Source organism: Burkholderia cepacia GG4 (genome assembly GCF_000292915.1).
Taxonomy (GTDB): Bacteria; Pseudomonadota; Gammaproteobacteria; order Burkholderiales; family Burkholderiaceae; genus Burkholderia; species Burkholderia cepacia_D.
Genome location: NC_018513.1, coordinates 1,027,890 through 1,041,585 on the forward strand (window position 1 = coordinate 1,027,890; position 13,696 = coordinate 1,041,585).

16 protein-coding genes are annotated in these 13,696 nt (G+C 66.4%); 11 read left to right on the plus strand and 5 right to left on the minus strand.

The window, feature by feature from the left end:
• Nucleotides 1–32: 32 nt before the first annotated feature.
• From GEM_RS04620 to GEM_RS04655, 8 genes are all read left to right on the plus strand, one after another.
• Nucleotides 33–488 carry an FKBP-type peptidyl-prolyl cis-trans isomerase gene (locus GEM_RS04620; protein ID WP_014896285.1) on the plus strand — a complete coding sequence of 152 codons (456 nt, stop codon included), beginning with the start codon at nt 33–35 and terminating at the stop codon, nt 486–488.
• Nucleotides 489–490: 2 nt separating this feature from the next.
• Entirely contained in the window at nt 491–1,471 is a 981-nt protein-coding gene (gene ispH, locus GEM_RS04625) for a 4-hydroxy-3-methylbut-2-enyl diphosphate reductase (RefSeq protein WP_014896286.1), read from the plus strand.
• A 271-nt stretch (nt 1,472–1,742) separates the two neighbouring features.
• Nucleotides 1,743–2,582 (plus strand): hypothetical protein, encoded by an 840-nt coding sequence (locus tag GEM_RS04630; RefSeq protein WP_014896287.1) that lies wholly within the window; start codon nt 1,743–1,745, stop codon nt 2,580–2,582.
• 211 nt (nt 2,583–2,793) lie between these two features.
• Nucleotides 2,794–3,744 carry a branched-chain amino acid ABC transporter permease gene (locus GEM_RS04635; protein WP_014896288.1) on the plus strand — a complete coding sequence of 317 codons (951 nt, stop codon included), beginning with the start codon at nt 2,794–2,796 and terminating at the stop codon, nt 3,742–3,744.
• A gap of 18 nt (nt 3,745–3,762) precedes the next feature.
• Nucleotides 3,763–4,932, plus strand: coding sequence for an ABC transporter permease subunit (locus GEM_RS04640; RefSeq protein ID WP_014896289.1), 1,170 nt, complete (start codon nt 3,763–3,765; stop codon nt 4,930–4,932).
• A gap of 23 nt (nt 4,933–4,955) precedes the next feature.
• The gene (locus GEM_RS04645; protein ID WP_014896290.1) at nt 4,956–5,732 is read left to right on the plus strand and encodes an ABC transporter ATP-binding protein; all 777 of its coding nucleotides are present in this window, start codon (nt 4,956–4,958) and stop codon (nt 5,730–5,732) included.
• On the plus strand, nt 5,732–6,448 hold the full coding sequence (locus GEM_RS04650; RefSeq protein WP_014896291.1) for an ABC transporter ATP-binding protein: 717 nt from the start codon (nt 5,732–5,734) through the stop codon (nt 6,446–6,448). Before GEM_RS04645 ends, GEM_RS04650 begins: the two co-directional genes overlap by 1 nt.
• Nucleotides 6,449–6,742: 294 nt before the next feature.
• Nucleotides 6,743–7,414 (plus strand): DUF2278 family protein, encoded by a 672-nt coding sequence (locus GEM_RS04655; protein ID WP_014896292.1) that lies wholly within the window; start codon nt 6,743–6,745, stop codon nt 7,412–7,414.
• A gap of 33 nt (nt 7,415–7,447) precedes the next feature.
• Here the strand turns inward: GEM_RS04655 and GEM_RS04660 are convergent, their stop codons facing one another.
• From GEM_RS04660 to GEM_RS04670, 3 genes are all read right to left on the minus strand, one after another.
• A complete protein-coding gene (locus tag GEM_RS04660) occupies nt 7,448–7,903 on the minus strand; it encodes a GNAT family acetyltransferase (protein WP_014896293.1) in 456 nt (151 codons plus the stop codon).
• A 13-nt stretch (nt 7,904–7,916) separates the two neighbouring features.
• Nucleotides 7,917–9,101, minus strand: a complete 1,185-nt coding sequence (locus GEM_RS04665; RefSeq protein WP_014896294.1) for an acetylornithine transaminase — start codon at nt 9,099–9,101, stop codon at nt 7,917–7,919.
• A gap of 295 nt (nt 9,102–9,396) precedes the next feature.
• Entirely contained in the window at nt 9,397–10,428 is a 1,032-nt protein-coding gene (locus GEM_RS04670) for a CDP-6-deoxy-delta-3,4-glucoseen reductase (protein ID WP_014896295.1), read from the minus strand.
• 106 nt (nt 10,429–10,534) lie between these two features.
• On the opposite strand from GEM_RS04670, the gene GEM_RS04675 reads away from it, so the two are divergent.
• A complete protein-coding gene (locus GEM_RS04675; protein WP_014896296.1) occupies nt 10,535–11,572 on the plus strand; it encodes an NAD-dependent epimerase/dehydratase family protein in 1,038 nt (345 codons plus the stop codon).
• Here GEM_RS04675 and GEM_RS04680 read toward each other — a convergent pair.
• Nucleotides 11,555–11,743, minus strand: a complete 189-nt coding sequence (locus GEM_RS04680) for a hypothetical protein (protein ID WP_014896297.1) — start codon at nt 11,741–11,743, stop codon at nt 11,555–11,557. The genes GEM_RS04675 and GEM_RS04680 overlap by 18 nt on opposite strands.
• A 105-nt stretch (nt 11,744–11,848) precedes the next feature.
• Nucleotides 11,849–12,565 carry a pseudouridine synthase gene (locus GEM_RS04685; RefSeq protein WP_014896298.1) on the minus strand — a complete coding sequence of 239 codons (717 nt, stop codon included), beginning with the start codon at nt 12,563–12,565 and terminating at the stop codon, nt 11,849–11,851.
• 105 nt (nt 12,566–12,670) lie between these two features.
• On the opposite strand from GEM_RS04685, the gene GEM_RS04690 reads away from it, so the two are divergent.
• Entirely contained in the window at nt 12,671–13,039 is a 369-nt protein-coding gene (locus tag GEM_RS04690) for a copper resistance protein CopC (protein WP_014896299.1), read from the plus strand.
• Nucleotides 13,040–13,106: 67 nt separating this feature from the next.
• Entirely contained in the window at nt 13,107–13,607 is a 501-nt protein-coding gene (locus tag GEM_RS04695; protein WP_014896300.1) for a DinB family protein, read from the plus strand.
• The last annotated feature ends 89 nt before the right edge of the window (nt 13,608–13,696 follow it).

Genomic DNA, 13,696 nt, shown 5'->3' on the forward strand with positions numbered 1-13,696 from the left:
CCATCGCGGGCGCCGACGAACACGAGTAATTCATGAGCCTCATCGATCTTTCCGAAGTGAAGCCCGGTTCCCATGTCACGCTGCATTACCGGCTTGCACTGGCCGACGGCGCCGATATCGTCAACACCTTTTCCGACAAGCCCGCCACGCTGCTGCTCGGCGCGGGGCAACTGGCGCCCTCGCTGGAACAGATTCTGATCGGGCTCAGGGTCGGCGACCATTCGACTTTTCAGCTAACGCCCGAACAGGGGTTCGGTCCCCGCAATCCCGACATGCTCCAGCGCGTGACGCTGTCGACGCTGCGCGAGAACGGGATGGTCGGCGACGATTTCACGCCGGGCGAACTGATCGAGTTCAACGCGCCGGACGGCGGCCGCTATGCGGGGGTGCTGAAGGAAGTCAGCGAAACCTCGGCGCTGTTCGACTTCAATCATCCGCTCGCGGGCCAAGCGCTCACGTTCGAAGTGAAAATCATCGGAATCCTGTAATCATGAGCACCACCGATACGCTGTCCGGGCTGACCGTCGCGTCCGACGCCGAAATCCTGCTGGCTCAGCCGCGCGGCTTCTGCGCGGGTGTCGACCGCGCGATCGAGATCGTCGAGCGGGCGATCGCGATGCACGGTGCGCCGATCTACGTCCGCCACGAAATCGTCCACAACAAGTACGTGGTCGAGGATCTGAAGAAGAAAGGCGCGATCTTCGTCGAGGAGCTCGAGGAAGTGCCGGCCGGCAACACCGTGATCTTCAGCGCGCACGGCGTGTCGAAGGCCGTGCGCGACGAGGCCGACGTGCGCGGGCTGCGCATTTACGACGCAACCTGTCCGCTCGTCACGAAGGTGCACGTCGAAGTCGCGAAGATGCGCCAGGACGGCGTCGACATCGTGATGATCGGCCACAAGGGTCACCCGGAAGTCGAAGGCACGATGGGGCAGGTCGAGCGCGGGATGCACCTCGTCGAAAGCGTCGAGGACGTGCAGAAGCTCCAGCTGGCTGACCCGGAGCGCATCGCGCTCGTCACGCAGACGACCCTGTCCGTCGACGACGCGGCCGAGATCATCGGCGCGCTGAAGGCGAAGTACCCGAAGATCCGCGAGCCGAAGAAGCAGGACATCTGCTACGCAACGCAGAACCGTCAGGACGCGGTGAAGTTCATGGCGCCGCAGTGCGACGTCGTGATCGTCGTCGGCAGCCCGAACAGCTCGAATTCGAGCCGTCTGCGCGAAGTGGCCGAGAAGCGCGGCGTGGACGCGTACATGGTCGACGCGCCCGACCAGATCGATCCGGCATGGGTTGCCGGCAAGCGCCGCATCGGCGTGACGGCCGGCGCATCGGCGCCCGAGGTGCTCGCCCAGGCCGTGATCGCGCGGCTGCGTGAACTCGGCGTGCGCAATGTCCGCGCGCTGGACGGCATCGAGGAAAACGTGTCGTTTCCGCTGCCGCGCGGGCTGAACCTGCCGCCCGCTGCCTGACCGTCGAATCGCATCCGCGGTACCCGCGAAGCGCGCCTCCCGGCGCGCTTTTTTTTGCGCTGCGAAAATGAAATCGCAACCATTATTCACATTAATGGTGCAACCGGGTTGCTACGCCCGTGCTTAAGCGCCTCTCAAAATTGGTTGCAATGCAGGAAAACCCCATCGAATCAGGATTATTGGCGTCCTATAAATGGAGTTACAATGCGCCCGTTTTCAAGCCGGAATGGCTTTGAAATCGGGTTTTGGCAAGGCGCGGGAGACCTACTCGATGCATGTGAAGTTGGCTTACGCCATGTCTGTCGCCGCACCGGTTGCAATGCTTTCCGGTTGCAGCAAAAAGAGCGACGACAGGGCGGGCAGGGAGGCTGCGGCATTCGCAGTACCGGCGGCCAGCGACGTGCGCGCTGCCACAACCGGTCGTGCGGCGCCGTCTACGTGCCGCATTGCGCAATCGGACAGAGACAAGGACAACGGGGCACGTTTGGCGATCGAGGAAATCAACGCGCAGGACCCGACGAGCGGCGTGCATTCGGCACGGCGGGTATCGATCACCGGCGGCGCTGCGGCCCGTCTGGCGACGGGCGCGCGGGTGGCCCGACAACGAGTCGCCGACCGCGAGGCGGCAGCAGCGGGGCGCGTCGAGCAACGGGCGCCCGGGTTTCGGGGCAACGCAGGCAACGTGCAGATGTCACTGATCCCCTTTCATTTCGATTTGACGAAACAGCGTGTCGCCGCGACCCGTCGCGTCGCGGCGGGCCGTCTGCTTCGTTCGACGAATTCCGACGCAGTCCTGACGAAAGTCGGGTGCCGCTTTCGCGATGCCGGTTCCGGCGCCGCGCGTGCGGCGGCGGACGGCCCGCTTGCGAAGCAGGCGCCGGCGTCCGGCATCGGAGCGCAAACCCTTGGCGACAACGGCATGTGCGCCGTCAAGGTGGTCGAGCCCGCGGGTGACGCGGTGCGGAACCTGATCTGTCCGGATGCGGGGTTCGCCCCGGCCCGGACGGAAAAAGGCACGGACTTCGGGAAACCGGATGCCGGCCGTTTCGGCACGCTGCCCTACGACTTCAAGGAGGCCAAGCACACCGTCCTCGACGTCGTGACGATTTAGCGACAGGACTCGTGATGGCACCGGAACAGTGCGGTGCCGTTTCTGTATCCGCTCCGGCGGCAAGTCCGGCCGTACAGGCCGGGCAGCGCGCGCCGGGACGATCCACCCTTACCGGTATCGACTAGTACCCGCAGTGTCGCCGAGAAGGCGCGATTCCTCGCTTACCCGCGGGGCGCAACGTCCTCCGGCAGCATGGGCCAAGGAGCTTTAAATGGATATTTTCATCCAGCAGATCCTCAACGGGCTGGTGCTCGGCAGTGTGTACGCCATCATCGCGTTGGGCTACACGATGGTGTACGGCATTCTCGGCATCATCAACTTCGCGCACGGCGACGTGCTGATGATCGGCGCGATGGTCGCCCTCTCGGCGATCACCGTGCTGCAGAACCACTTCCCCGGACTCGGCAACGTCGCGACGCTGACGATTGGCCTTGGCATTGCTGCGGTCGTCTGCGCCTGCGTGGGCTACACGATCGAGCGGGTCGCGTACCGGCCGCTGCGCCGCGCACCGCGTCTCGCGCCGCTGATCACCGCGATCGGCGTGTCGATCCTGCTGCAGACGGCTGCGATGATCATCTGGTCGCGCAACCCGCTGCCGTTCCCGCAATTGCTGCCGACCGATCCGATCAACGTGATCAAGCCGACCGACACGACGCCGGGCGCCGTGATCTCCCTGACCGAGATCGTGATCATCGCGGTGGCGTTCATCGTGATGGCAGGCCTCTTGCTGCTCGTGCACAAGACCAAGCTCGGTCGCGCGATGCGTGCGATTGCCGAAAGCCCGAACACTGCAAGCCTGATGGGCGTGAACCCGAACTTCGTGATCTCCGCGACGTTCATGATCGGCTCCGCGCTCGCCGCGCTGGCCGGCGTGATGATCGCGTCCGAATACGGCAACGTGCACTTCTACATGGGCTTCATCCCCGGCATGAAGGCGTTCACGGCGGCGGTGCTCGGCGGGATCGGCAACCTCGGCGGCGCGATGGTCGGCGGCGTGGTGCTCGGCCTGATCGAGCAGCTCGGCGCGGGCTACATCGGCAACCTCACGGGCGGCGTATTCGGCAGTAACTACCAGGACGTGTTCGCATTCATCGTGCTGATCGTCGTTCTCGTGTTCCGTCCGTCGGGCCTGCTGGGCGAACGTGTCGCGGATCGCGCGTAACGGAAGGGAGCAAACAACATGACATCCATTCAACCGATCGAATCCTCGACGTCGCTCGTCGAAGAGCGCAATACCGCCAAGACCGTCATCATCGGCATCCTGACCGCGGCCTTCGTGATCGCGGCGCCGATCATCATCGGCTCGGCCGGCGGCAACTACTGGGTTCGCGTGCTCGACTTCGCGATGCTGTACGTGATGCTCGCGCTCGGCCTGAACGTGGTGGTCGGCTTCGCCGGCCTGCTCGACCTGGGCTACATCGCGTTCTACGCGGTGGGCGCGTACACGGCCGCATTGCTGAGCTCGCCGCACCTGACCTCGCAGTTCGAGTGGATCGCGGCGCTCGCGCCGAACGGCCTGCACGTGCCGTTCGTGATCATCGTGCCGATCGCGATGGCGGTGGCGGCGACCTTCGGGATCCTGCTCGGCGCGCCGACGCTGCGCCTGCGCGGCGACTACCTGGCGATTGTCACGCTCGGCTTCGGTGAAATCGTCCGGATCTTCATGAACAACCTCGACCGTCCGGTGAACATCACCAACGGCCCGAAGGGGATCACGGGTATCGATCCGGTGCACGTCGGCGGCTTCAGCCTCGCGCAGACGCACTCGATCTTCGGCTTCCAGCTGCCGTCGGTCTACATGTACTACTACCTGTTCGTGCTGTGCGCGCTGCTGGTGATCTGGGTCTGTACGCGCCTGCAGCACTCGCGTATCGGCCGTGCCTGGGCAGCGATCCGCGAAGACGAAATCGCCGCGAAGGCGATGGGCATCAACACCCGTAACGTGAAGCTGCTTGCGTTCGCGATGGGCGCGTCGTTCGGCGGCCTGTCGGGCGCGATGTTCGGCGCGTTCCAGGGCTTCGTGTCGCCCGAGTCGTTCACGTTCTGGGAATCGATCGTGGTGCTGGCCTGCGTCGTGCTGGGCGGTATGGGCCACATCCCGGGCGTGATCCTGGGTGCGGTGCTGCTCGCGATCTTCCCGGAATTCCTGCGCTCGACGATGAGCCCGCTGCAGCACGCGCTGTTCGGTCATGACATCGTCGACACCGAAGTGATCCGTCAGGCGCTGTACGGCCTCGCGATGGTGGTCATCATGCTGTATCGCTCGGAAGGTTTGTGGCCGGCGCCGAAGCATGAGGACAAGATCGCGAAACTGGCGAAGCGCAGCAGCAAGAAGCCGGTGCGCGCTTAACCAACGGACCAGGGGATACACACATGAGCGACAAGCAAATCCGACTGTCCGTGCAAGGCGTGAACAAACGCTTTGGCGGCCTGCAAGCGCTGTCCGACGTCGGCCTGCAGATCAAGGAAGGCGAGATCTACGGCCTGATCGGCCCGAACGGCGCCGGCAAGACGACGTTCTTCAACGTGATCACGGGCCTGTACACGCCGGACTCCGGCGAGTTCAAGCTGGATGGCGCGGAATACAAGCCGACCGCGGTGCACCAGGTCGCGAAGACGGGCATCGCGCGCACGTTCCAGAACATCCGCCTGTTCGGCGGCATGACGGCGCTCGAGAACGTGATGGTGGGCCGCCACGTGCGCACCAAGCACGGGCTGCTCGGCGCGGTGTTCCAGACGCCGGCCGAACGCCAGGAAGAGCGCGAGATCAAGGAGCGTGCGATCGAGCTGCTCGAGTACGTCGGCGTGCTGCAGTACGCCGACTACACGTCGCGCAACCTGTCGTACGGCCACCAGCGTCGTCTCGAGATTGCACGCGCGCTGGCAACCGACCCGAAGCTGCTCGCGCTCGACGAGCCGGCGGCCGGGATGAACGCGACCGAGAAGGTCGAACTCACGCGCCTGCTCGACAAGATCCGTTCGGACGGCCGCACGATTCTGCTGATCGAGCACGACGTGAAGCTCGTGATGGGGTTGTGCAACCGGATGACGGTGCTCGATTACGGCAAGGTGATCGCCGAGGGTCTGCCGCAGGACGTGCAGAAGAATCCGAAGGTGATTGAGGCATATCTCGGCGCAGGGGTGCACTGATGGCAGCGGCAATGTTGAAAATCAAGGGCTTGCAGGTCAACTATGGCGGCATCCAGGCCGTCAAGGGCGTTGACATGGAAGTCCGCCAGGGCGAGCTGGTGACGCTGATCGGCGCGAACGGCGCGGGCAAGACCACGACGATGAAGGCGATCACGGGTCTCAAGCCGTACTCGGCGGGCGACATCGAGTACGACGGCAAGTCGATCAAGGGCGTGCCGTCGCACGAATTGCTCAAGCGCGGCCTCGCGATGGTGCCGGAAGGCCGCGGGATCTTCGCGCGGATGTCGATCATCGAGAACATGCAGATGGGCGCGTACCTGCGCAACGACAACGAGCAGATCAAGAAGGACGTCGACCGGATGTTCGGCTTCTTCCCGCGCCTGAAGGAGCGTGCGACGCAGCTCGCGGGCACGCTGTCGGGCGGCGAGCAGCAGATGCTGGCGATGTCGCGCGCGATCCTGTCGAAGCCGAAGCTGCTGCTGCTCGACGAGCCGTCGATGGGCTTGTCGCCGATCATGGTCGAGAAGATCTTCGAAGTGGTGCGCACGATCTCGGCGGAAGGCATCACGGTGCTGCTGGTCGAGCAGAACGCGCGCCTCGCGCTGCAGGCGGCCGACCGAGGTTACGTGATGGACTCGGGCACGGTCACGATGGAAGGCGATGCGAAGCAGATGCTCGACGATCCGAAGGTGCGGGCCGCGTATCTGGGTGAATGAGCGGGCCCGGTGCGGTGCGACGGCGAATGCCGGCGTGCCGCGCAAGGGCTTTCGAAAGGCTGTCACGGAATGTCGTGACAGCCTTTTTTTCGTGTGGCGCGCCCGGTGGCGAACTGTGCGTGCGGATGCGACTCCATTCATTCCACAGTGACGCCGACCATGCGGCGCGGGATACGGCAGCGCAAAGGCCGTCCGCCACTGGCCGTCCGCGACCGGCCGTCCGCAACCGGCCGTCCGCAAACCGACACGCGGGCTGCGTAGCATGGTCGATCCATCGGGACACGGAGAGCACGCATGAGTCTGGACTACGGTTTCGTGAAGGCGAAGGTGAAGTCGGTGGCGCAGCTGAAGGGCTCGCCGCATGGCAGCGAGATCCAGTATCACATCCACCTGACGCTCGCGTTGCCGACCGGCGACTGGGACGTCGCGATCAACGTCGGTACCAACGACGCGGACGACTTGCTGAACTACAAGCTCGTCTACGATTTCCATCATCCGGTCACGGCGACGCTCGCGGCCGCGGCCGAAGGCTACACCGATCTGACCGGGCAAACCGCGCTGCCCGCGCTCGACTATCTGCGCAGCGACATCCTGAACGAGACGGGCGCGTGGCGCGCCAGCGCGGTGATGGACGGCACCGAAAACGCGGAGCCGATCCCGTCGCTGCAGCGGCTCGTCAACGCTGCGCAGTCGCAGGGGCTCGACGTCGTCGTGTTCGGCCGCACGTATTCGGAAGGCAACGGAATTCACGACACGCACATGAACCAGGGTTCGACGGGCTCGAACTACCTGCATCGCGCGGGCGACGACCACAACGATCACAACGACGTGTGGCAGGACGGCGCGCTGATCGTGCGCGTGAACGAGTCGCAATGGGCCGCGTATTTCGCGGCGTTCGAACGGCAGGCGGTGCCGACCGACGCGCTCGGCAATCCGCTGCCGGGCGCGGGGACGATCACGCGGTGATGGCGGGGGCCGCCGGCCGCGGCCGATCGTTCGTCATGCGGCCGGCAGCGTCTTGCCGAACGAGATGCGTTCCTCGACGCGATAGCCGAGCGCCGCATAGAAGCGGCACGCATCGTCGTTGCCGGGCAGCACCTGTAGATTGATCTTCAGGCAACCGCGCGCGGCGAGTGCGCGTTCCGCATGCGCGATCAGTGCCCGGCCGATGCCGAGCCGCCGTGCGTCGTTCGACACGCCGAACGAGTAGAGCCAGCCGCGATGTCCGTCGAAACCTGCCATCAGCGTGCCGGCGACCCGCGCGCCGCAGGTCGCGACGAAGAACAGCTCCGGCTGCGTCGCGAGCTTCAGCTCGATCGATCGCCGCGGATCGCGGTGCGGCGGCGCGCCGGCTTCGTCGTACTGCGGGAACGCATCGCGCCAGACCGCGAGCACGGCATCGGTGTCGGTGCGTTCGAACGGGCGGATCGCGACAGCATCGGCGGCGGCATCCATCGCGGCGGACTCCTTAGAGCGTGTCGAGGACCGACCGCAGCATCGCCATCATCTGGTCGATTTCCTCGGTCGTCACGTTCAGCGCGGGCATGAAGCGCAGCAGGTTCGGGCGGGCCGCGTTCAGCAGCAGGCCGTCGGGCTGCATGTCGCGCGCCTTCTCGACGATCTGCGGGCCGATGTCCTTGCCGAGCAGCAGCGCGCGCAGCAGGCCTTCGCCGCGTTCGCCCTGGAAGCCGCGCTCCTCCGACAGCTCGAGCAGCTTGCGCTTCAGATACTCGCTGCGCGCGCGCACGCCTTCGAGGAAGCCGGGCGCGACGAGCTGCGAGATCACCGAATAGCCGACCGCCGTCATCAGCGGGTTGCCGTTGTACGTGCCGCCCTGGTCGCCGGCCTCGAACACCGCGACGTCGGCCTTCGACAGCAGCGCGCCGAGCGGTGCGCCGCCGCCGATGCCCTTCGCGAGCGTCATGACGTCCGGCTCGATGCCGGACAGCTCGTACGCGAACAGCGTGCCCGCGCGGCCGCAGCCGCTCTGCACTTCGTCGACGATCAGCAGCAGGTTGTGCTGCTTCGTCAGCGCGCGCAGCGCCTGCATGAATTCACGCGTCGCCGGAATCACGCCGCCTTCGCCCTGGATCGGCTCGAGCATCACTGCGACGGTCTTGTCGGTGATCAGCCGCTCGACCGAGTTGATGTCGTTCAGCTCGGCCTTCGGGAAGCCCGGCACCTGCGGCGCGTAGATCGTGTCCCAGCCCGGCTTGCCGCTCGCCGACATCGTCGCGAGCGTACGGCCGTGGAAGCTGTGGTCGAACGTGATGATCTCGTACGCGCCGTTCCTGAACTTGCGGCCCCACTTGCGGGCGAGCTTGATCGCGCCTTCGTTGGCTTCCGCGCCGCTGTTCGTGAAGAACACCTTGTCGAACACGCTGTGCTGGGTGAGCAGGCCCGCGAGCTTCGCCATCGGTTCGTTGTAGAACGCGGGCGACGGGTTCAGCAGCTTCTCGGCCTGCGTCTTCAGCGCTTCGACGATGCCGTCGTTGCAGTGGCCGAGGCTGTTGACGGCCCAGCCCTGGATGAAGTCCAGATAGCGCTTGCCCGTGTGATCGTAGAGCCACGAACCCTTGCCGTGCGTAAACACGATGTCGGGGCGGTTCGTGATGTACATCAGCGAGTCGATCGGGTAATCGTTCAGGGGCATGGCAGCAGACTCCAGCGGACGTTGAAAGGGAAACGGGCAATAAAAAAGCCACGGAATGCCGTGGCTGGTGGATCGAACAGCTTGTGCGTAACCGGTGAAGCGGAGGAGGGTTACGCGCGAGTCCGTGACGAGCCGGCGGCATCCGGGCGGAGCGGCGAGCGGCGACGTCGGAGAGCGGACAGGAAGCGATTCATGTGCGCAAGCATAAGGCATCCCGCGCCTCACTGTAAACCGCCGCGATGCCACGGATGTGACATGGCGGCGCCCGCAGCGGGGGCGCGGGCGCGCCCGGTGTTCAAACCGGATGCGCGAGATCGGCGGCGCTCGTGAACGAGTCCGCGTAGAACTCGTCGGCCGGCAGCGCGTGGTGCTGCGTGAAGTCGCGCTGCGCGGATTCGACCATCACCGGTGCGCCGCATGCGTACACCTGGTGGCCCGACAGATCGGGCAGGTCCTCGATCACCGCGCGGTGGACGAAGCCGGTCCGGCCGGTCCACTGGTCGGCGGCGTCCGGCTCGGAGAGCACCGGCACGTACTTGAAGTTCGGGATCTCGCGTGCCCACTGCTCGGCGAGCTCGCCGAGGTAGATGTCCTTCTTGCGGCGCGCGCCCCAGTAGAGCGTCATCGGGCGCGTGATGCCCGAATGCTTCACGTGCTCGATGATCGCCTTGATCGGCGCGAAGCCCGTGCCCGACGCGAGCAGCACGATCGGCTTGTCGGAATCCTCGCGCAGGAAGAACGTGCCGAGCGGGCCTTCGAAACGCAGGATGTCGCGCTCCTTCATCGCGCCGAACACGTGGTCGGTGAACTTGCCGCCCGGCATGTGGCGGATGTGCAGCTCGACCGGGCCTTCCTCGTGCGGCGCGTTCGCCATCGAGTAGCTGCGGCGCGAGCCGTCCTTCAGGATGAACTCGACGTACTGGCCCGCGAGGTATTGCAGGCGTTCGTTGGCGGGCAGCTGCAGCTTCACGACCATCACGTCGTCGGCGCGGCGCTCGAGCGCGGCGATCCGGCACGGCAGCTTCTTCACCTGCACGCCGTCGACGCCGGCGATTTCACGCACGTCGATCTCGAGGTCGCACTGCGCCTTCGAGCAGCACAGCAGCGCGAGGCCGCGCGTGCGCTCGTCGTTGGACAGTGCCGACGCGGCGTGCGGGCCCTGTTCGATCTGGCCCGACACGATCTGGCCCTTGCAGGAGCCGCACGCGCCGTTCTTGCACCCGTAAGGCAGATGGACGTTCTGGCGCAGCGCCGCCGCCAGCACGGTTTCGTCCGACTCGACCTGGAACTGCCGGCCGCTTTGCTTGAGAGTAACGTTGAATGCCATAGAACCAAATAGAACAAAATGTGGGGACCGTGCATTTCGCGCACGGCGGCTACAATGCAAACCCGTTGCGCACCGCGCAACGGTGGCTACTGACTTCGCAACCAACATGATCGCGACTCGAATCCTGCGCCGGCCGCGCGCACTGATCGTCGGCTGCGGCGACGTCGGCCTGCGCTGCGTCGCGCAATGGCGCGCCGCACGCCGCAACCTGCGCATCGTCGCGCTGACGAGCCATCCGGGCCGCTGCGACGAATTGCGCGCGGCCGGCGCGACGCCGATCGTCGGCAACCTCGATCGCCGGGCGACGCTCGGCCGTATCGCGGGCCTTGCCCGCACGATCCTGCATCTCGCGCCACCGCAATCCGACGGCCGCGACGATCGCCGCACGCGTGCGCTGATCGCCGCATTGTCCGTGCCTGCGCGGCGCCCGTTTGCACCGTCGGTGTCGTCGGTCGGCCGGCTCCGGACGCTGCGCACTGCCGCCCGACAGGCCGGCGTGCCGGCTCGGGAAGCGCGTATTGTACCCGACGCCCTTCGTGCGCCGACGCTCGTCTACGCCAGTACGACGGGCGTATACGGCGATTGCGGCGGTGCGCGAATCGACGAAACGCACCCCCTGCGCCCCGCGAATCCGCGGGCGTTCCGGCGCGTGTCGGCCGAGCGTCAGCTGCGGGCGGCGACGGTGCGCGGCGTGCTGTCCGCGCGCATCGTGCGCATTCCCGGCATCTACGCGGCGAACCGGCTGCCGCTCGCGCGGCTCGAGCGCGGCACGCCGGCGCTCGACGCGGCCGACGACGTCTACACGAACCACATCCATGCGGACGATCTCGCGATGATCCTGCGCCGCGCGGCCGTGCGCGGCAAGCCGGCGCGCGCCGTGCACGCGTCGGACGACAGCGAACTGCGGATGGGAGAGTATTTCGACCGGGTCGCGCAGGCATTCGGCCTGCCGCCGCCGCCGCGTGTCAGCCGCGCGGACGCCGAGCGCCAGCTCGAGCCGACGCTCCTGTCGTTCATGCGGGAGTCGCGGCGCCTGTCGAATGCTCGGCTCAAGGCCGAATTGTGCGTGACGTTGCGCTATCCGACCGTAGACGAATTCCTTCAAACGCTCGCGCCGGGCGGCACGTCAGGTCAGCGCGGGTAACGCTTCGATCAGCAGGAAGCACAGCAACGCGCCGATCAGCGCGCCGATCAGGTTCGGGTGATATTTGTGCTTCATGTGCATCGTGGCCAGCAACCCGCCGATCACGATGGCGCCCACGACCGCGAAGGCGATCGTCACGTACGACAGTTCGAAAGAATGGTTGAAGTTCATGATGTCTCCCCTGCATCGCTGCTCTTACAGCTTGTGATTTCAGTATAGCGGGGGATCACGCGGCCGCGATGCGGCCGGACTCCGAACGGTCGTGCGGATTTTCCCTTACAGGGTTTTGACGGGATTGCGCAGTGCTGTAAGGTCGTCTGCCCCGAGCCAGCGCCACGCACCCGGCGCCAGATCGTCCGGCAGGGTGAAGCCGCCGATGCTTTCGCGGTGCAGCGCCTCGACGCGATTGCTGGCCGCCGCGACCATGCGTTTCACTTGATGATATTTGCCTTCGAGGACGGTCAGCGCGAGCGCGTGCGTATCGCGCGCGTCGGCGGCGACCGCCGCGATCGGTTTCGGCTCGCCGTGGAGTTGCACGCCGGCGCGCAGCGCTGCCAGCTGAGTGTCGTCGAGCGGATGGCGCACGGTGGCGACGTAGGTTTTCGGCACCTTGCGCTTCGGCGACGTGTACGCGTGCACGAACTGGCCGTCGTCGGACAGCAGCAGCAGGCCCGTCGTGTCCTGGTCGAGGCGGCCGACGCATTGCACACCGCGCGCGACGAGCGGCGCGGGCAGCAGGCTGAACACGCTCGCGTGATGTTGCGGATCGCGCGAACACTCGTAGCCGGCCGGCTTGTTCAGCGCGAGGTACGCGTGCGCGTGGAACGGCCACGCGATGTCGTCGACCGTAAACACGAGGCCGTCGGTGTCGAATGTCGCGTCGGGGTCGGTCGTGCTCGCGCCCGCGACGGTGACGCGGCCCGTTTCGATCAGGCCGCGGCACTGGCGACGGGAGCCGAAGCCCTGCGTGTAGAGAATGCGTTCGAGATCCATAGCGCGCGCATTCTATCAAGCGGCGGGCTGGCACCGGCACGAACGTGCCTGCGCTGGTAAGCTGCCGGAGCGTCGCGGCGCGCGTTCAATCTTCCCGGAAAGCCGATGTCATTCGATCCGCTCCTGTTCGGCCGCAAGGCTGCGGCCGTCCTGCTGGCCGCGACGGTTGCGTCGGCCGCGTTCGCGCACGCGCACGTCGCGACCAGCGATCCGGCCGCGAACGCGGCGCTGGCCGCCGCGCCGGTCGCCGTCACGATCGATTTCACCGAGACGCTGGAGCCGGCGTTCAGCTCGATCGTCGTCGTCGACGGCGAGGGCAAGCCGCTTTCCGACGGCCACGCGAAGATCGACGCCGCGAACCGCAAGCGGATGACGGTGCCGCTGACCGCGCTCGGCGCGGGTGCCTATACGGTGAAATGGGTGGCCGTCGCGACCGACGGGCATCGCACGCAGGGGCGTACCGCTTCAGCGTGAAGTAGTGCAACGGCGGCAGGCCCGTGCCGGGGCTGCCGCCGCCTTCATCAGACACGGAGTCTGCCGCATGAACCCGACGACGCTCGACGCACTCGCTGATTTTCCCCGCCAGCTCGAAGCCCATTTCGCCGCCGTGCCGGACGGCTACGCGCGCTGGACCCCCGCCGACTGGAGCGGGATCCCGAGCGAGCATTTCTCGCCGCTCGGGCAGCTCTGCCACGTGCGCGACATCGAGATCGACGGCTACCACGTGCGGCTGCGGCGGATGCTCGACGAGGATCACCCGCTGCTCGTGTCGGTCGACGGCGACGCGCTCGCGACCGAGCGCCGCTACGACGCCGCGTATGCCTCCGACGTGCTCGCGGCGATTCGCGACGCGCGGCGTGAAACGCTCGACCTCGTGGCACGCCTCACGCCCGAGCAGTTCGCGCGCACCGGGGAGTTCGACGGCTACGGCGCGCTGACCGTGCGCGGACTCGTTCATTACCTGTGCAGCCACGACCAGCAGCATCTGGCCGGCATGCAGTGGCTGCTCGGCAAGATCGACGCGGCGCTGTACGCGCGCTGACGCTTGCGGCCCGGTGGCCGTGAGTCGTGCCGCGTTGCCGGCGAGACGATTTCGAGGCTACTGTCAGTGGGGCAGGCCACCATTCCGGC